The organism is Flavobacterium sp. YO12, from assembly GCF_004119495.1.
GTDB lineage: Bacteria > Bacteroidota > Bacteroidia > Flavobacteriales > Flavobacteriaceae > Flavobacterium.
The window spans coordinates 1-20,570 of the sequence record NZ_NRQU01000048.1; the positions used below are offsets into that span (position 1 = coordinate 1).

At 35.3% G+C, this 20,570-nt stretch carries 12 protein-coding genes and 1 pseudogene; 1 reads left to right on the plus strand and 12 read right to left on the minus strand.

The annotated features are described in order from the left end of the window. From BOW55_RS14980 to BOW55_RS15035, 12 genes and pseudogenes are all read right to left on the minus strand, one after another. Positions 1–4,251 (minus strand): annotated as a pseudogene (locus tag BOW55_RS14980) (hypothetical protein); the annotation flags it as partial. Positions 4,252–4,803: 552 nt separating this feature from the next. Beyond that, positions 4,804–5,730 carry a tRNA epoxyqueuosine(34) reductase QueG gene (gene queG / locus BOW55_RS14985; protein ID WP_164975041.1) on the minus strand — a complete coding sequence of 309 codons (927 nt, stop codon included), beginning with the start codon at positions 5,728–5,730 and terminating at the stop codon, positions 4,804–4,806. After that, the gene (locus tag BOW55_RS14990; protein ID WP_129024773.1) at positions 5,724–7,073 is read right to left on the minus strand and encodes a cytochrome P450; all 1,350 of its coding nucleotides are present in this window, start codon (positions 7,071–7,073) and stop codon (positions 5,724–5,726) included. The genes queG and BOW55_RS14990 overlap by 7 nt, the downstream gene beginning before the upstream one ends. A 5-nt stretch (positions 7,074–7,078) precedes the next feature. Continuing rightward, a complete protein-coding gene (ruvB, locus tag BOW55_RS14995) occupies positions 7,079–8,101 on the minus strand; it encodes a Holliday junction branch migration DNA helicase RuvB (RefSeq protein WP_089052715.1) in 1,023 nt (340 codons plus the stop codon). Between the two features lie 106 nt (positions 8,102–8,207). Continuing rightward, on the minus strand, positions 8,208–10,010 hold the full coding sequence (locus BOW55_RS15000; RefSeq protein ID WP_089052714.1) for a cbb3-type cytochrome c oxidase subunit I: 1,803 nt from the start codon (positions 10,008–10,010) through the stop codon (positions 8,208–8,210). Between the two features lie 30 nt (positions 10,011–10,040). Next, positions 10,041–11,231: a cytochrome c oxidase subunit II gene (locus BOW55_RS15005; protein ID WP_129024774.1), complete on the minus strand. Its 1,191-nt coding sequence runs from the start codon at positions 11,229–11,231 to the stop codon at positions 10,041–10,043. Next, entirely contained in the window at positions 11,228–12,646 is a 1,419-nt protein-coding gene (locus tag BOW55_RS15010) for a quinol:cytochrome C oxidoreductase (RefSeq protein ID WP_129024775.1), read from the minus strand. The genes BOW55_RS15005 and BOW55_RS15010 overlap by 4 nt, the downstream gene beginning before the upstream one ends. A 27-nt stretch (positions 12,647–12,673) precedes the next feature. Continuing rightward, positions 12,674–13,219: a cytochrome c gene (locus BOW55_RS15015; protein ID WP_089052711.1), complete on the minus strand. Its 546-nt coding sequence runs from the start codon at positions 13,217–13,219 to the stop codon at positions 12,674–12,676. An 8-nt stretch (positions 13,220–13,227) separates the two neighbouring features. Beyond that, positions 13,228–13,752, minus strand: a complete 525-nt coding sequence (locus BOW55_RS15020; RefSeq protein ID WP_089052710.1) for a DUF3341 domain-containing protein — start codon at positions 13,750–13,752, stop codon at positions 13,228–13,230. Continuing rightward, positions 13,745–15,148: an NrfD/PsrC family molybdoenzyme membrane anchor subunit gene (gene nrfD, locus BOW55_RS15025; protein WP_089052709.1), complete on the minus strand. Its 1,404-nt coding sequence runs from the start codon at positions 15,146–15,148 to the stop codon at positions 13,745–13,747. Before nrfD ends, BOW55_RS15020 begins: the two co-directional genes overlap by 8 nt. A gap of 34 nt (positions 15,149–15,182) precedes the next feature. Continuing rightward, positions 15,183–18,236, minus strand: coding sequence for a TAT-variant-translocated molybdopterin oxidoreductase (locus BOW55_RS15030; RefSeq protein WP_129024776.1), 3,054 nt, complete (start codon positions 18,234–18,236; stop codon positions 15,183–15,185). A gap of 32 nt (positions 18,237–18,268) precedes the next feature. Continuing rightward, positions 18,269–19,597, minus strand: a complete 1,329-nt coding sequence (locus BOW55_RS15035) for a c-type cytochrome (protein ID WP_089052707.1) — start codon at positions 19,595–19,597, stop codon at positions 18,269–18,271. A gap of 219 nt (positions 19,598–19,816) precedes the next feature. Here BOW55_RS15035 and BOW55_RS15040 point away from each other — a divergent pair, with 219 nt between their 5' ends. Beyond that, positions 19,817–20,206 (plus strand): SPOR domain-containing protein, encoded by a 390-nt coding sequence (locus BOW55_RS15040; RefSeq protein WP_129024777.1) that lies wholly within the window; start codon positions 19,817–19,819, stop codon positions 20,204–20,206. Positions 20,207–20,570: the final 364 nt, after the last annotated feature.

Here is a 20,570-nt window from a genome sequence, read left to right on the forward strand (position 1 = left end):
GTTGATCGTCCAAGTTCCTGATGGTAAACCATTCAATACAACACTTCCTGTAGCAACTGTACATGTCGGCTGTGTTGTGATTCCAACTGCTGGTGCAGCTGGATTTGGGGTAGTCGCTACATTAACTGTATTACTATTTGTTGAACAGTTTGATGCATTAGTAGCCGCTACATAATATCCATTTCCTGCAATAAGATTTGACCATGTTAAACCTGATCCAGTTCCAGGTATTGATCCTTGAACTGGTGTATTGCTTGAATTATATAATTGATAATTTACTCCGCTTACTGAAGTTGAAGAGGTAATTGTACCGTTTCCTCCAGGTGAAACACAAATAGTACTTCCTGTTAATGCTAATGCAGCTGGAAAAGTACTTATAGTAATAACAGCGTTTCCTGTCATTGTAGCAGTACAAGATGTTCCCGAATTAGTATTAGTTGCAACAACAGTATAAGTTCCTGCTGCTGTTTTTGTTCCAAAACTGATCGCAGTACCCGTTCCTATAACAGGAGTTCCATTATTCACTCCTCCTAATTGTAATTGATAACTTACTCCACTATCTGAATTGCTTAATCCAACTGCAAATCCTATTCCTCCTGTACAATATGTTCCACCACCTGTAACCGCATATGCTGTTGGAAGTGGATATACTGTAGCTGCTACTGCAACTCTAGATCCGGTAGTACAATTATTACTAGTAGCGTCTACATAATAAGTAGTAGTTGCAGATAAATTCGGTGTAGTAAAATTTGTACCTGTTCCTAACGAGATTCCTCCTGTCACGTTGCTATACCAGTTGATTGTCCCTGCCGAGGCTGATGCAGACAAAATAACTGTTTCTCCTGCACATCCTGACCTAGGAGTTGTACTAGTAATTGTTGGTGTCGTATTTACTGTTGCTGTAACTTTAGTTCTAACTGCAGAAGTACATCCGTTAGCTACAGCCTCTACATAATAATCTGTAGTTGTAGATAAACTTGGTGTTTTATAACTTGTTCCTGTCGCTACTATAGATCCTCCTGTTGCTGCAGTATACCAATTGATTGTTCCTGATGAAGCCGTTGCTTCTAAAGTAACCGATCCTGAATCACATCGTGATGCTGGTACTATTCCTGTTATAGTTGGTTTTTCATTAATGACAAAGTTAACTGCCGTTCTACAACTTGGATTACTAGAACATGCCGCATAAAAAGTAACAGATTTAGCTGTATTTGTATCTTGTATCCCTGAACCTGCAACTCCCACAGGGTTAAAAGAGTTTCCTGAGCCTATTGACGTACCGCCAGATGCTACAGTATACCAATTAATAGTTCCCGGAGTCTGTAACATTATCTGTCCCCCATTAGGTGATTGGGTTATTTTCCATGAAAAATTACCTGAAAATGTCCCCGTACCGTTTGCATTTGAATAGGTAGTAGATATTAAGGTATAAGTAATTCCAATTTGTAAATTCATAGCTCCTGGACCTGATCCGGTGGTGCCTAATCGAGGGAGTCTACTTCCTGCGCTATCATCATCACCCTTAATCCAATTACCTGTTGAACAACTACCAGGTACAAAAGCTCCCGAAACAATATACCCCATAGGATCACTACTAGCACTAGTATCCATCTCAAATATATAATAGCCAGAAGTACTTACTTGGAAAGGAATGGCAACGTAATTTCTACTACTATTATTATCAAACCCACAACTACTAGAATTACTCATACTAGTGGTAGGTCTTAAAGCTGTTGGGTCAGTAGTCGCACTCCAAGTACCTGATATTGTAGTTCCTGAATTCACAAAATTACTAGAACATGTAGATGTAGCTGTTAACAATCCAGATCCTCCTACACAAATTGAAACCCCCGTAGCTGTAGGTGCTCCTGAAACCGCAGTAATTGATATCCCAGTAGTTGGAAGCGAAGTACATCCCTGTGCATTGGTTGTGGTTATTTGATAAGTTCCTGATACCAAGCCAGGGAAAACACCAGTTGCATTATTTGTTGATGCAGTTACTGGATTTGTTCCTGTTAAAGTATAACTTACGTTCGGGCCATTCGCAGGTGCTGTAACCGTTATAGTTCCAGTTGGAGTTGTACAATTTCCCTGAGTTGTATTAACTGTTGGAGCTGCTGGCAGTGCCAAAATTGTAATATCATCAACTATTATTGTTGAACCAGTGCCATTAAAATTTGTTCCCGGAACATCTGCTTGGTTCGCTCCTTCATATTTTTTATTTACTGTACCATATCCATTTAAAGCAGCAGTTATTTTTCTAGTGGCATCTAGCCTTCGAGTTGGATCTAAGTACTGAGCTTGCGCACTAGAACTATGTTTCCCTGCAGCAAGTGTACCTGATATTCTTCCAACTAAAGTTATAGTGACAACTCCGTTTTGTGCAATATTAAAATTTCCAATTAAAGGATTATTAGCTGAGCCTGTACTAGACAAAGCCCCAGAGGGACCTGAAGCCTCCGTTGAATAAGATGCTGTTGCAGCATCAAATTCAATACTTGCTGGAAAAGAGAAATCTAATAAAACTCCAGCCGCATTTCCTGCTCCAGTATTCTTTATTTGAATCTCATATGTAACTTTCTCACCAATCGAACCACATACTTCACTTGTTGTTAATGCCCTTACTGTTGTCTCCAAAATAGGAAAACAACTTGCATTTACTTGTAAATTAGGCGGTAGATCCTGAGAAGTAAAAGTCGATACATGTCCATCTGTTCCAGGCTCTGCTCCATGGGATGTACTACCAACGTTATTAGCAGCTCCTCTTGTCACTCCAGCTCCCCCTCCATTTACATTTGTAGTAATTGCTACTGAACCGACAATATTGTGTCTAATAACCCCACCACCACCACCACCACCGGGCCCGTGTTCATTGTTAGTATCTCTTTCTGTATTTCCTCCATTTCCTCCCTTTGCATTAATGGTAATAGCCCCTGTGCTACTATTAGAAATATTTAATAATACCGTTCCTCCTGCTCCTGCTCCTCCGGCACCATCTGGTGAACCTGAGTAAACTCCCGGAGCTCCATCTCCACCATTGGCTTCAATTGTTCCCGTCCCTTGAACAGTCCCTGCATTAATAAGTACAATAGCACCTCCAACACCTCCTTTCACTCCATCAACAGCATTATTGGCATCACCGGCACCACCACCACCCCCCATAATAAGGCGAGTTAATGGTGGTATAGTTTGAGTATAAGATTTAAAGCCCGGCCTTCCTCCTCCTGTAAAGTTTGGCCAGCGATCTCCTCCAGGAAATCCCTGCCAGCCATAACCACCTAAACCGCCGAAACCGCCGTTACCGCCGCCGCCGCCGCCTGTATTATGATCGTTACCACCTCCACCTGCGTTAGCAGGGGCTCCTCTACCTGCAGAACCTCCCGGCATGCCTTCAACAACATTATCAACCTGATTAAAACCGTCCCACATAAATCGAGGGGTTCCTGCAATTCCTTCTCCTTTTCCAGAAACAATCGTATTTGAAGTATTCGCTACGTATATAGATGCATTATTTGCACCTGAATAAGCTTGAGGACTAAATCCTCCTCTAAATCCTCTCGCATTTCCATCAATTTTCTTTCCGTTAAAATTGAATGTTCCTGAAACATTAAAAGCAATTACGCCACCCGCAACTCCATTAAAGGGCGGTGTAGTTATGTCCGAATTTAGCGTTAAATTAGAATATTGAGGCACCCTTATAACCTGAAATGTCTTCTTCCCTGTTGATGTTGTCGCAATTGCATTATAAAAACTATTTCTAACACCGTTATTGCTTCCTGTGCCTTTAAATGTTAAGTTCCCTCCCGTTATTGGTACATTATTTGTCGCAATAACATACTCAAAAACACCAGTATTACCAATATTAGTAAATCCCGTACCCCCTTTAGAGTCTGAACCACTCGTTGTAATTCCTGAACCATAATTAGCATTATCTCTATAATCGATTGTAGCATCCTGCATTTGAATAATTAAGATCAAATCTCCTGCAGAAATTGGAGTTCCACCAAAATTATTATTATGCCTGTCTGTATCTGGTACTTTACCTAATAAAATAGATTGAGCCCCAGCATTTAAAGTGATATCACCGCTAATTGGGAAATAAGTATTTACAGAACCTGTTATCGCTATAGGGCCATCAACTCCAGGTGTACCACAAACTTGTGCAAATGTATTTATAGATGCTGACAGAAATAACAAAACAACAAAAATGAACCTAGCAAAACTAGGCATGCTAAAAGTAAAGTTACGCATAGACAAACAGGGTATTAGTTGGGAGTATAGAAAATTTGGAAGCTGAAAACCAAAATTTGGCCTTCAGATTATAATACAGATACGAAAAAATAATGTAAACGGATTTAGGATAATTGAAAAAGAGCTTTTCAAAATCGCACAAAAGATAGTTAAGCGTTTGGACCATAATGCATTTAGGTTCAAGACACAATGTCTTTGGGGGTTAGTTAAGTAAATTTGGTGCTGCGAAAGTATACAAAGACCTCAATACTAACTACATTAGTCGATAAACTACATGAAAAAACGTTGAAATGCACAATCCTTAAAAACAAATTAACCTTTAAACCTTAAAAACATAACAATCTGACAACAAAACAGCAGAAATTTCTTAAAATTTTACAGAAAAAACAGCATGACGAGATTTGAATGATTAATCCGTAAAATTATCCTACAAAATAGATGGTGCCAAAACAAACAAAACACACATAACTAATTAAAAATCAATATTGTGTGTTTTTATTTTATAAGAAGAAAAGTTTCTTTAAATAGGAATGTAAAATAGAAAGAGTAAATTTATTCTAGGAAATTAATATTTCGCCTAAGTCCATCAAATTTTGTTCTTTTAATAGGCGAATTTTTAAAAACTAACCGAAAAGTTTCTTCGGTAATTTCAAGCCAATCTTTTTTAGAGAAAGAAAGCAATTCTGGGTTCGGATTAAACAATGGTTCTGAATGTGGTTTAGAAAATCGATTCCAAGGACAAACATCTTGACAAGTGTCGCATCCAAACATCCATTCGTCAAATTTTCCCTTCATTTCATGTGGCATATTTTCTTTCAATTCAATAGTATAATACGATATACATTTACTGCCATCGACCACATATGGTGCGACTATAGCTTGTGTGGGACAAGCATCAATACAAGCTGTGCAAGAACCGCAATGATCCGTTACTGCATGATCATATTCTAACTCTAAATCTAAAATAAGTTCTGCTATAAAGTAGAAAGAACCAACTTTTTGAGTAATTAAATTACTGTTTTTGCCAATCCATCCTAAACCGCTTTTTGCCGCCCAGGCTTTATCCAAAACTGGCGCAGAATCAACAAAAGCGCGACCAGAAACTTCTCCAATATTCTCTTGAATTGAATGAAGAAATTCTTTTAATTTTTCTTTTATAACAAAATGATAATCCTGACCGTATGCATATTTGGAAATTTTAAAACTTTCCTCATTTTGAACTTCCGAAGGATAGTAATTAAGCAATAGAGAAACAACGCTTTTTGCATCATCAACCAATAAAGTTGGGTCAAGTCTCTTATCAAAATGATTCTCCATATAGGCCATTTGACCATTGTAATTGTTTTTTAGATACTTCTCAAGCCGTGGAGCTTCTTGTTCTAAAAAACCAGCTTTAGATATTCCACACGAAATAAAGCCAAGTCGTTTAGCTTCAGATTTTATAAATTTTGAATATGTCTCTTTAGAATTAATCAGCATCTTTTAGAGAATGAGGCTTTAACATTAACAGGTTTTAAAGTAATTAATGGATTAAACAGTATTACACTGTCATTAGATTTAATCACATATTTTTTTACAATTTGAGATATTGTAAGACACATTTCATAAATGGCAAAGCCAGTTCCAATACACATCCTTGGTCCTGCACCAAAGGGATAAAAATATTGCATTGACTCTTTTTTTTGCTCACCTAGAAATCGTTCAGGAATGAATTCATCTGGATTCTTCCAATATTTAGGATTGCGGTGCAGTTCATAAAAAGAAACACCTATAAGAGTATCTTTCTTTATTTTAAACTGCCCAAAAGAATCATCTTCAAGATTCTGTCTGTCTGTAATCCAAGCGGGCGGATATAAACGCATAGATTCGTTCAAAACGGCATTCAAATAGGTCATTTTTTGAAGTTGCTCGATAACATTTTCAGTTTGCGATTCAATTTGACAAATTTCTTCAAAAACTTTTTCTTGTACTTCTGGATTACTGCCTAACAAATGAAGTGTAAATGTTAAAGCATTTGCAGTTGTTTCATGTCCTGCAATAAACAAAACTTTAATTTCATCAATCAATTGCTCTACAGACATGCTTTCACCAGTATCTTCGTATCTGGTATCTAAAAGCATATTCAATAAATCATTTATTTCTTCCTTTGAAGCTTTTCGTTCCTCTATAATTTCACGAATAATACTATTATTCTCTTCTGCTAACTTGAGATGCTTTTTTACTTGACCACTTAATGAGAACCACCAAGCCTTATGCGGAAGCCGAATTTCTTTAATTAAAAAATGCTGTACTTCTTCAATAATAAATTTAATTCGTTCGAATTTATTTTCCGCAGTTTCAAGCTGAAACAAAGATTTTGCCACAACATTAAATGCCAGATTACTCATTATTGGAAAAAGATCTATCGGCTTTTCTTCACCGAGATTATCCAATTCTGCACTAATAGTTATATTCATATTATCAACCAACTGATTCATTTTTTGTTTATGAAAAGCTGGTTGGATAAGACGTCTCTGCTTTAACCAAAAATCACCATCGCTGGTTAAAAGACCTTTCCCTAAATACTTAGAAAGATATACAGATTGAAATTTAGATTTATGATAATTCTTTTGATTTTTAACTAAAATATATTGCGCAATTTCATTATCTCTCGACAAAATGATATGCTTTGAGAAACCAATTCTAATGGAGAAAGAATCTCCAAATTTCTCAAAATATCTATTATGAAAAGGAATCGGATTTTTTCTAACCCCTTCAGCATCTTTAAAAAATCGAACTATTGATAATTTATTTGGGTACTTATATTTTACATTATTAGACATAACTGCTAAAACAAACCTCCTTGAATATTTGTATTTAACTTACCTAAATGTTTATATGCTTTGTCCGTAACTTCACGACCACGAGGCGTACGCATAATAAATCCCTCTTGAATCAAGAAAGGCTCGTACACTTCCTCAATAGTTTCGCTGCTTTCAGATACGGCTGTAGCCAAAGTAGATAGCCCGACCGGCCCTCCCTTAAACTTATTTATAATAGTTAATAGTATTTTATTATCCATTTCATCTAAACCATGCGCATCAACATTTAAAGCTTTTAATGCGTAACGAGAAATCTCAATATCAATAGTACCATTACCTTTTATTTGTGCAAAATCACGAACTCGTCGCAGTAGTGCATTTGCTATACGAGGAGTTCCGCGGCTGCGGCCTGCAATTTCAATTGCAGCTTCAAGATCTATAGGCATTTTTAATATCCCTGCACTTCTTTCTACAATTGTTGTCAAAAGTTCAGTAGAATAATATTGTAATCGAGATGAGATACCAAAACGTGCTCTCATTGGAGCCGTTAATAATCCTGAACGAGTTGTTGCGCCAATCAAAGTAAACGGATTCAAATTGATCTGCACTGTTCTAGCATTTGGGCCAGATTCAATCATAATATCAATTTTGAAATCTTCCATTGCCGAATACAAATATTCTTCAACGATAGGACTTAAACGATGAATTTCATCAATAAACAAAACATCTCTTTCATCAAGATTTGTTAACAATCCTGCTAAATCACCAGGTTTATCTAAAACGGGGCCAGAAGTAATTTTTATTCCAACCTCTAATTCATTTGCCAGAATATTAGCCAAAGTCGTTTTTCCAAGTCCTGGAGGTCCATGGAATAACGCATGATCAAGCGCCTCGCCACGTTGATTTGCAGCGGCAACAAAAACTTTTAAGTTTTCTAAAACCTGATCTTGTCCAGCAAAGTCATCAAATGACAATGGGCGTAATCTCTTTTCAAGATCTAATTCTTCTGGGTTATATCCTTTGGTTGTTGGATCTAAATTCTCATTCATTTTACAAAGATATACAAAGTAAATCAGTATGTAAACAGTAACAATTTAACTATTTAAAATAACACATAAAAAAAAGACTGTCATCTCTGACAGTCTTTCTATTATTTTAGTGGTGTAAAACTTCTTCACCTTCTTTCATTGGTACATTTTGAGGAACAAAATCTACATCATGATTTGGGTTACTATAGTCATACGGCCAACGATATACGTGAGGAATTTCACCTGGCCAGTTTCCGTGAATATGTTCAACAGGTGTAGTCCACTCTAATGTTGTAGATCTCCAAGGATTTTGAACTGCTTTCTTACCGTAGAAAATACTACTAAAGAAGTTGTACAAGAATACTAATTGGAAAGCTCCTCCTACAAGAGCGAATGTTGTAATTAAAACATTCACATTTTGCAAATCATCAAATAATGGGAAGTTAGTATTTGTATAATAACGTCTTGGTAAACCAGCTAATCCGATAAAGTGCATTGGGAAGAAAACCCCATAAGCACAAACTGCAGTAATCCAAAAGTGAATATAACCTAAGTTTTTATTTAACATTCTTCCGTACATTTTAGGGAACCAGTGGTAAATACCAGCAAACATTCCGTAAAGTGCAGAGATACCCATTACCAAGTGAAAGTGAGCAATTACGAAGTAAGTATCGTGAACGTTAATATCTAAAGTACTATCTCCTAAAATGATTCCAGTTAAACCTCCAGTGATGAAAGTAGAAACCATTCCAATAGAGAACAACATTGCAGGGTTAAACTGTAAGTTACCTTTCCATAAAGTTGTAATCCAGTTGAACGCTTTTACAGCAGATGGAATTGCAATTAACAAAGTTGTAAAGGTAAACACAGATCCTAAGAAAGGATTCATTCCAGAGATAAACATATGGTGCCCCCATACAATAGTTGATAAAAATGCAATTGCAAGAACTGACATAATCATCGCTCTATATCCGAAGATTGGTTTACGAGAGTTCGTAGCCATAATTTCAGAAACAAGACCCATCGCTGGTAAGATTACGATATAAACCTCAGGGTGACCTAAGAACCAGAATAAGTGCTCAAACAATACTGGAGAACCACCTTGGTAATGTAAAACCTCTCCTGCAATATAGATATCAGATAAGAAGAATGAAGTACCAAAACTTCTATCGAAAATCAATAATAAAGCTGCAGATAATAAAACCGGGAACGAAATAACACCAATAATAGCTGTTACGAAAAACGTCCAGATTGTAAGTGGAAGTCTAGTCATAGACATTCCTTTTGTTCTTAAGTTAATAACCGTTACGATGTAGTTTAATGATCCCATTAAAGAAGATGCAATAAAGATAGCCATCGAAACTAACCATAAAGTCATACCAGTTCCAGATCCAGGGATCGCTTGTGGTAAAGCGCTTAATGGTGGGTAAATTGTCCAACCTGCAGAAGCTGGTCCAGCCTCAACAAATAAAGAACATAACATAACTACAGCAGATAAGAAAAACAACCAGTATGAAATCATATTCATAAATCCAGAAGCCATATCTCGCGCTCCAATTTGAAGCGGAATAAGTAAGTTACTAAAAGTCCCACTTAAACCAGCTGTCAGTACAAAGAATACCATAATGGTACCGTGAATTGTAACTAAAGCTAGATAAATATCATTTGCCATTACACCATCAGGTGCAAATTTATCTCCTAATAAAACATTAAAGATTTTAAAAGACTCTTCTGGCCAAGCCAATTGCATTCTGAAAAGCAAAGACATAGCGATACCAATAATCCCCATGATAATACCTGTAATCAAGTATTGCTTAGCGATCATTTTGTGATCAATACTAAAAATATATTTAGTAATGAACGTGTCTTTATGATGATGTTCGTGCTCGTGATCGTGTCCGTGATCGTGACCGTGCGCTTCTGCTGACATATATGTGTACTTTAAATTTTCTTAATAATATTATTTCATCGCAACTTTAGCTACAGCTGCTTTAACTGTATCTACAACTGCTTTTACAGTATCGATAACTTTTGCAGTAGTATCACTTGGTGCAGCACCTTCTGCTTCAGGCTTTTTAGCAGCTGCTGCCGCTTTAATATCCTGAGCTAAAGTAGTTTTCTCGCTTAACCATTTTTTATATTCTTCTGGAGTATCTACAACAACTTTCATTTGCATGTTATAGTGTGAAGCTCCACAAATTTTATTACATAATAATAAATAATCAAATGTATAAGGATCTAAAGCTGTACCACCTTTTGCAACTAACTCAATACTTTTTTCAGCTCTTAATTTGTTGATGTTTGCAACTTTCTCAACCATAAATGGCAACTCTCTGTATTCAGCAGTAGTATAAGTTGGCACAAAAGCAAACTCAGTAACCATACCAGGAACACAGTTCATTTGTGCTCTAAAGTGAGGAAAATAAGCTGAATGCAGTACATCTTGAGAACGCATTTTAAAATGCACTTTTTTACCTTTAGGAATATGAAGCTCAGAAACTACAATATCATCTTGTGAATTAGGGTCAGACATATCAACTCCTAATGTATTAATTCCTTCAATTAAACGAACGTTTGCTTTTCCTAAAACATTATCTTGACCTGCATATCTTGCAGTCCATTTAAACTGTTGAGCATATAATTCGATCTCTACAACATCTTCATCTTTATCAACAAACATGATATTATTCCAAGCGTATAATCCATAAAGAATTAAACAAGCTAGAACTACAGATGGAATGATACTCCAAATTGCTTCTAATTTATTACTATCTGCAAAGAATAAAGCTTTTTTATCTTTATGTCCTCTATTTTTAAAAGAAAACCAATGTAATAAGCCTTGAGTAATAACTTGTACTGTAAAAATTAATACCCAGGTAATATTCATCAAATTATCTACTAAAAGACCATGCTCTGAAGCTGGTGTATGAAGTACTAAATTACCCCATTTTAGTAAACCATAAATAGTAAATATATAAATGAAAGCTAAGAAGCCAAACATAATATATCCCTGAATATTATTATCATTATCTGATGCAACCTGAGAATCGTCCGAAGAAGATCCTACTTGAGTAAGATCAAATATCTTGGTCAATTGCCATAATGCAACTGCTAATAAAACTAAAACTACAATTACCAACAAACTTGTCATCTGTTTATTTCTTTAAATATTAATAATGAAAAATGTTTACTTTCTTCTATGAAAGGATTTCTTTTTGCAACCAAAGGAGATTTAGTTAATGCAGTAAATACTGTAAAAATAAACAATCCTAAAAAGAAAAGAATAGACGCAATTTCAGAAACTCCAATAAACCATTTATCTCCTACTGTACCAGGCATAATCATATTAAAGAAATCAATATAATGTCCTAATAAAATAACAATACCAGCCATTACAATAATCCAACTTAGACGTTTGAAATCTGTATTGATTAAGATTAACAATGGGAAAACAAAATTCATAACCACAGCACCAAAGAATGGCAAGTTATACAATTGAATTCTTGTGATGAAATAAGTAACCTCCTCAGGAATATTTGCATACCAAATTAACATAAACTGAGAGAACCATAAGTATGTCCAGAAAATACTAATACCAAACATGAATTTAGCTAAATCGTGAATGTGGCTTGTATTAACAAACTCTAAATATCCTTTAGATTTTAAATAAATAGTCACTAAAGCGATTGTTGTGATTCCACTTACAAAGAAAGAAGCAAAAACATACCATCCGAATAATGTACTAAACCAGTGTGGGTCAAATGACATAATCCAATCCCATGACATAATAGATTCAGACACAATAAAGAATACTAAGAATCCTGCTGATGCCTTAAAGTTCTTCTTGTAGTACAAATCGTCATTAGCTTCGTCTTGAGCTAAACAATTTTTTCTAGAGAAATAATTGTATAAATTCCATCCTAATAAAAAGATACCTGCTCTAACAATCCAAAATGGAAAGTTTAAATATCCTGATTTACCAGCAATAATTGCATCATAATTAGGGCTTTTCGGATCCGTAACACCTTCACCCAACCATACAAAAATATGATTAAAATGCAGTCCGCAAAGAACCAATATAATAAAGAAAATTACAGAACCAACTGGTAAATAAGCTGTAATACCTTGCATTACTCTAAACAAAACTGGAGACCAACCTGCTTGTGCAACTTGTTGAATAGCATAAAATGCTAAAACTCCCATTGAAAGCAACAAAAAGAAAATACAAGCTACATACAATGCAGACCATGGTTTATTTTGTAGTTGGTGCAGTACATGGTTTAAATGTTCTGTATGTTCATCAGCGGCATTAACTTTTGCATGTTCACCACCTTTATGTGAATCATGAGATGCCTCAGCAGTTTCGTGATGCCCAGCTTCTGTATGAGAAGCTTCTGCTGTTGCTTCATGTGCAGCACCATGAGAACCATGAGCATCTGCAGCAAGAATTTTTTCAACTTCTTGAATATCTTTAGGAGCAGTTAAAAAACCATATCCTATTCCTAATATACCAACGATCATTAGGATGAAAGAAAAAGTTTTTAATTTACTTGAAAATGTATACATATCTATTACGATCAGTTTGTTCAACAATTATAATTGGCTTTTTAGTTTTAGAACATAGTCAGCAACTAACCAACGTTCGTGGGCACTTAATTGATTTGCATGCGAACCCATTGCATTTAAACCATAAGTCTCAACATGAAAGATACTTCCTTCGGTGATCTCTCTGTCTTTATAGCTAGGTACTCCAAGAAATTTCTCTCTTTCAACTAATTTACCTTTACCATTTCCAGTTGCACCATGGCAGCTTATACAGTAAATATCGAAAAGTTCTTTTCCTTTTTCAGAACTTTTTTCTGCTTCAGTCAAAGGCGATTTTAAATTAGCTTTCGCCAATTCATAACCTGCAGTTGAATTTTCATACTCATAAGGCTCAAAACCTCTATTGATAGTTCCTTCTACAGGAAGCTGTCCTTCTTTACCACCCTTAAATACTTTTGCCTCTGCATATGGCTCATACGCCAAAGACTCATACATATTAGGGAAATACTGATAGTTTGGTGCCGAATTATTGTGGCAAGATGAAACTAAAATAGTTATACCAACTAAAAGTGTTATTTTATATATCCTTTTCATAGCTACAATTAATTCTTTTCAATTACTTTAACTTCAACAGCTCCAGTTCCTTCGAAAAAAGTAACTAGTTCTGCTTCATTATTATTCACAGCAACTTCCATTAAAAAATGGTCATCTGTTGTTCTTACATCTGGATTTTCAGCTTCTTTAAAAGGCCATAATCTACTTCTCATATAAAAAGTAATAACCATTAAGTGGGCTGCAAAAAACACAGTCATCTCAAACATAATAGGCACAAAAGAAGGCATATTTTGAATGAAGCTAAAACTAGGCTTCCCTCCAATATCTTGCGGCCAATCGTGAATCATGATATAACTCATCATAAATGTAGCAAATGAAATACCAACACATCCGTAAAGAAAAGAACAAATTGCTAATCTTGTTGGTGCTAAACCCATTGCTTTATCCAATCCGTGAACAGGAAATGGAGTAAAAACCTCTTCAATATGATGATGTGCAGCTCTAGTTTTCTTTACTGCATCCATCAAAATATCATCGTCATTATAAATGGCGTATATTACTTTATTACTCATGATGTGAATCTTTATTTTTTGCTCTTTCTCTAATGTAATTATCTCCTGTTCCTTTTAGAATTGTTTTAACCTCTGCCTGTGCAATTACAGGGAATGTTCTAGAGTATAATAAAAACAATACAAAGAAGAAACCAATTGTTCCGATGAAAATTCCAATATCAACAAATGTTGGTGAGAACATTGTCCAAGAAGATGGAAGATAATCTCTATGTAAAGAAGTAACAATAATTACGAATCTTTCAAACCACATTCCGATGTTTACCACAATCGAAATAATAAATGAGAACATGATACTTGTTCTTAGTTTTTTGAACCACATAAACTGTGGAGAGAAAACGTTACAAGTCATCATTGACCAATATGCCCACCAGTAAGGTCCAGTAGCTCTGTTTAAGAACGCATATTGCTCATACTCCACTCCAGAATACCAAGCTACGAATAACTCAGTGATATAAGCAACACCTACAATCGAACCTGTAATCATAATAATGATATTCATCAATTCGATGTGTTGTAATGTGATATACGCTTCAAGATTAGAAACTTTTCTCATAACGATTAACAATGTATTTACCATCGCAAATCCTGAGAATACTGCTCCAGCAACGAAGTATGGAGGGAAAATTGTTGTATGCCATCCTGGAATTACAGAAGTAGCAAAGTCCATCGATACAATTGTATGTACAGAAAGTACAAGAGGAGTTGCTAAACCAGCTAATACCAATGATACTTCTTCAAAACGCTGCCAATCTTTAGCTCTACCACTCCATCCAAAACTTAAGATAGAATAAACTCTTTTATTAAACGGAGTTATAGCTCTATCACGAAGCATTGCAAAATCAGGTAATAAACCAGTCCACCAGAAAACCAATGATACTGAAAGATAAGTTGAAATCGCAAATACGTCCCAAAGTAATGGTGAGTTAAAGTTTACCCATAAAGATCCAAACTGGTTTGGAATAGGTAAAACCCAGTATGCTAACCATGGACGCCCCATGTGAATAATTGGAAATAAACCTGCTTGAACTACTGAGAAAATAGTCATAGCTTCTGCAGAACGGTTAATAGCCATTCTCCAACGTTGACGGAAAAGTAATAGTACTGCAGAAATCAAAGTTCCAGCGTGACCAATACCAACCCACCAAACGAAGTTAGTAATATCCCAAGCCCAACCAACTGTTTTATTTAATCCCCATGTTCCAATACCGGTAGATACGGTGTAAATTATACAACCTAACCCCCAAAGGAAGGCTATTAATGCGATTGAAAATACAATCCACCATTGTTTATTTGCAGGACCTTCAACAGGTGCTGCCACATCTACAGTTACATCGTGATATGATTTATCACCTATAACTAAAGGTTTTCTAATGGGTGCTTCGTAGTGAGACGACATAATCCTTTATATTGTTTCTTATTAATAATTTATTCTAAGTATTTCTAACTTTAACATGGTAAACCACATTAGGTTTTGTTCCTACATGCTCTAATAAATGATATGATCTATCATCAGCCGCTAATTTAGCAACTTTACTTTCGGCATCATTAACATCACCAAATATCATTGCTCCAGAAGAACAAGCACTTGAACAAGCTGTTTGGAATTCTCCATCAACAATTGAACGGCCTTCTTTTTTAGCATTTAATATAGTAGCTTGTGTCATTTGAATACACATAGAACATTTTTCCATAACACCACGTGAACGTACATTTACGTCTGGATTCAATACCATACGACCTAAATCATCATTCATGTGATAATCGAATTCACTGTTTTTGTTGTATAAGAACCAGTTAAAACGACGAACTTTATAAGGACAGTTATTAGCACAGTAACGAGTACCAACACATCTGTTGTATGCCATGTGGTTTTGACCTTGACGACCGTGTGAAGTCGCAGCAACCGGACAAACTGTTTCACAAGGTGCGTGATTACAGTGCTGACACATTACAGGTTGGAATGCTACTTGAGGATTATCTCCAGGTTTTTCCATTTCATTGAATGTAGACAATGAACTAGATAAACCAGCAATACCTTCTTTTCTTTCGTTATCTCCAGCAAAAGTACTTTCAGAAGAATAATATCTGTCAATACGCAGCCAGTGCATATCACGACTTCTTCTAACTTCAGATTTACCTACTACAGGAACGTTGTTTTCTGCATGACAAGCAATAACACATGCCCCACATCCAGTACAAGCGTTCAAGTCGATTGATAAGTTAAAGTGATGTCCAGTAGAACGATCAAATGATTCCCATAAATCAACAGTAGTAGCTTCAACTTCTTGGTGATCTAAAGATACCATTGGTTGTTCGTTCCAATGTTTAGCATCTTCAGTATTAAATATTTTTAAAGTTGTTTCTTTAATAATATCTCCTCTTCCCATTAATGTTTTTTGCCCTTGAACACATGCAAACTCATGCTCTCCATTAGCTTTCACAATCGAAACAGCTTGAACATTATTGAAGTTTTTATATAAAGCGTAAGCATTAATACCTACTTGCATTTCTTCTTTTAAAGCCGCTTTGCGACCGTAACCTACAGCTAAACCAACTGTACCAACTGCTTGTCCAGGTTGAACAATTACAGGTACATTTTCTAATTTAGTTCCATCTGCAGTAGTAATAGTAGCATAACTACCATTCAAACCACCGTTTGCAACAATTTCATTTGATAAATTAAATTTCTTTGCATCTGCATTAGAAACCGTAACATAGTTATCCCACGAAACTCTTGTAATTGGATCTGGAAACTCTTGCAACCAAGGATTGTTTGCATGTTGTCCATCTCCCATTCCAGTTTTAGTATATAAAACTAATTCAAGCTCTCCAGCAGCTTTTGATTTTGAAAGTGCACTTGCAGCACCTGCATAATCATAAGAACCACCATTTAAAGCACTTGAACCGTATGCAAAAACACCATCATGCAAAACTTTGTTCCAAGAAGATCCTGCGATAATTGACCCTGAATTGGCTTTAAGGTAATCGTAGAAATTTCCTGTAACACCATTTAATGACAATAAAACATCTTGAAGTTGTTTTGTATCAAAAATTGGACGAATTGTAGGTTGTGTTAAACTATAAGTTCCTTTTGTAATCACTAAATCTCCCCATGACTCTAAATAATGAGGAACTGGTGCAGCGATTGTTGATATAGCAGCAGTTTCATCTTCTTTTAAAGATAAAGCAACTGACGTTTTTACCTTTTTCAATCCAGAAACAAAAGAAGCAGAATCAGCTAAAGTATAAACAGGATTAACTCCACTCATAATTAAAGTATGAACACTTCCTGCATTCATATCTTTTAACAATTGAGCAACTACAGCATTAGAACCTTTTCTAATTTGTCTTGTTTCAGCTGTATTAAAAGCTTCACTAGACAATGCTTGATTAATAGCTAAAACTAATAATTGTGCATTCTTATCCTCTAAGCCAGATACTAAAATTCCTTTAGAACCAGCTGCTTTTAATTGTTGAGCTGCTTTTTCAACTTCCGCTTTAAACTTAGCATCTAAAGAAACCGGAACAGAACCACCAACAACAACATTATAAATTTGAACTAAAGCTTGTTTTTGATCAGCTGTCGTCATTGGAACACGCTTATCAGCTGCAGCTCCAGATAATGTCATATTTGATTCAAACTGAAAATGACGAGACATTTTTCCGTTTTGAGGAATACGTCCTTTTGCATATCCAGCATCATATCCACCACCTTGCCAATCTCCTAAGAAATCAGCACCAACAGATACAATTAATGAAGCTTTTGAAAAATCATAATCTACTAAAGCTCTTTCACCATAAACAGTTTCAAAAGCATCTAGCGCATCAGATGAAGAAACCGCATCGTAAACTACATGTTTAGCATTTGGATTTTTAGCAATAAACTCACCTATTAATTTCTCAGTAGATGGACTTGCTAATGTATTTGTTAATAATACTACTTGACCTCCTTTTGCTTTTGCATCAGCTAAACTTGATTTAATTTTTAAATCAACTGCTGACCAGCTGCTATTTTTTCCATCTAATTTAGGTTCTTTCAAACGCATACTATCGTATAATCCTAAGATAGATGCATGAATTCTAGCATTAGCAGAAAATTTAGCTCCAGAAATAGTATTGTTCTCAATTTTAATTGGACGACCCTCACGAGTTTTTACCAAAAGATTTGCAAAATCAAAACCATCAAAAACAGTAGTTGCATAAAAATCTGCAACACCAGGAATGATTTGCTCTGGTTGTAATACATAAGGGATAGACTTGTGCACAGGACCTTCACAAGCAGCAAGTGTAACTGCCGCAGTACTAAATCCTACGTACTTTAAAAAGTCACGACGTGAAGTTCCAGATGTAGCTAAAGCATCTGCATTTCCTAAAAATTCATCAGTAGGAATTTCTTCAACAAATTCGTTATTTCTAAGCGCCTCAACAATAGAACTATTTTCTAGTTCTTCAACACTTTTCCAGTATTTTTTGTTTGATGACATTGTATATAAATATTAAAATCTTAATAATTCGATTAATAGTGGCATTTACCGCATTCTAAACCTCCCATTTGCGCTGCAGTTAATTTCTCTACACCGTATTTTTTAGAAAGTTCAGCATGAATTTTATCATAATATGCATTTCCTTCCATCTTAACATCAGTTTTTCTATGGCAATCAACACACCATCCCATTGTTAATTTAGAGTATTGCTTCATGATTTCAAATTCTTGTACCGGACCGTGACAAGTTTGACATTCAACTCCTGCAACAGAAACGTGTTGAGAGTGATTGAAATAAACAAAATCAGGAAGATTATGAATACGAACCCATTTTACAGGCTTAGTTTTTCCAGTATAAGCCTGTTTAGTCTTATCCCATCCAACAGCATCATATAATTTTTGAATTTCTCCATCGTAGAATGCTTTACTGTACTCTGCAGTAGCAGTAGTCTCAGCAACTTCAGAAATATTTTTATGACAGTTCATACAAACATTCAATGAAGGAATACCAGCAGTTTTACTTACACGTGCAGCAGAGTGACAATATTTACAATTGATCTCATTATCTCCAGCGTGAATTTTGTGAGAATAGTGAATTGGCTGAATTGGCTCATAATTTTGATCAACACCTACCTGCATCAAGTAACCGTATACAAAATAACCACTAGCTAAAAGTAAAAATATAGAAGTAACTAAAACTAAAAATTGATTTTTAGCAAAAGCTTTCCAAATTGGAGTTCTGCCTTCTTTTGGCGCAACTTCAATTCCGTTATTACTTGCAACTTTAGTTAATACTTTGTTCACCATGAACAACATAACAACTAAAATAGCCATCACAAGAGCAAGAGCTCCTAAAATAATATTGTTAGAAATACCGCCGCCTTCAACTTTTTGTCCAGGAGGAACAGTTCCTGGCGCACCAGCAGCAGGCTCAGCTTTTTTCTCAGAAGTAAAAGCAATAATATTATCAATATCGCCTTCAGATAATTGAGGAAAAGAAGTCATTACTGCTTTATTGTTTTCCTCAAAAAGTTTAACCGCAACAGGATCACCTGACTTAATCATGTCAGAACTGTTATGCACCCATTTATAAAGCCAAGCTTTATCGTGCTTATCCGCAATTCCTCTTAAAGCAGGACCTGTTGATTTAGCATCTAATTTGTGACATGCAGCGCAATTTGCATTAAAAAGTTCTTTCCCTTTTACTGGATCACCACCTGTAGTCGCAGCCGGAGCAGCAGCTTCAGGAGCCGCAGGAGCAGCAGGATCTTGAGCAAATGAAGTTAGGGAGAAAATTAACGTTAGCGATAAACTAAGTAATAATTTTCTGGAGATCGAATTATGGTTACCCACCTTTTTCATATAGTATAATAATTATCTACTAATTTTTGGTATGATTTTTTCTGTAGTAAATCAGACTAAAATTAATACCTTCTTTTAAAACTTGCACAAAAATACGACTTATGAACTATTCTCAAAACCTTAAAATACTCTTAAATATCAATTTATATCAATTCTAAATAATATTAAAATTTTCCATACAAACTTTAAATATTATTTTTGCACAAAAACCATCACATTATGAGAATTTTAACCCCTTCAAAAAACGTTTTCTTAACATTAGCAATCTTTGCTTTAGCAAACAATATTCATGCTCAAGATCAAAATTTAACAGTAAATCAAGATCCCAAATTTGAGCAATTAATGAACGAGAAACGTAAATTTAACACATCAATAAGTACAAATGATTCTTATAGAATTCAAATTTTCAGCGGGAAAAGCGACGAAGCAAAAAAAACGCTGGCTGACTTTAAAAGAGAATACTCAAACATTGATGGCACAATAATTTTCAATACGCCAAACTACAAAGTAATTGTAGGCAGTTTTAAGTCAAGAATTGAAGCAGAAAGAAATCTAGCAGACATCAAGAAAAAATACAAAAATGTATTCCTGCTAAAGCCGAATAAATAAAAAACAAAAACAACAAGAAATAAAGAACCACAAAAGCAACTCTCCACTGAGTTTTTTTTGTGGTTTTTTATTATAACGAGGTATTTAAAAATACCAAACAAAAACCAACATCTAAACACAAAGCCCAAATCCAAAATTTATTTTTTTTTCATTTTCAGCAGTAACTACTTCGTTTTATCATAACCAAACATCATAACAAAAGCACCACTCCTAAAAACCATTTCTGACAACTTGCCACCAGACCAAAACAGCGCTTTGTTTATCAAAAAAAACAACCCTATACACCAAACTTCCACAAACCACCCTTACAATTACTCTTTTTCAACCTTTGACTTCCATAATCTCTTTAAAACGAACCTATCAA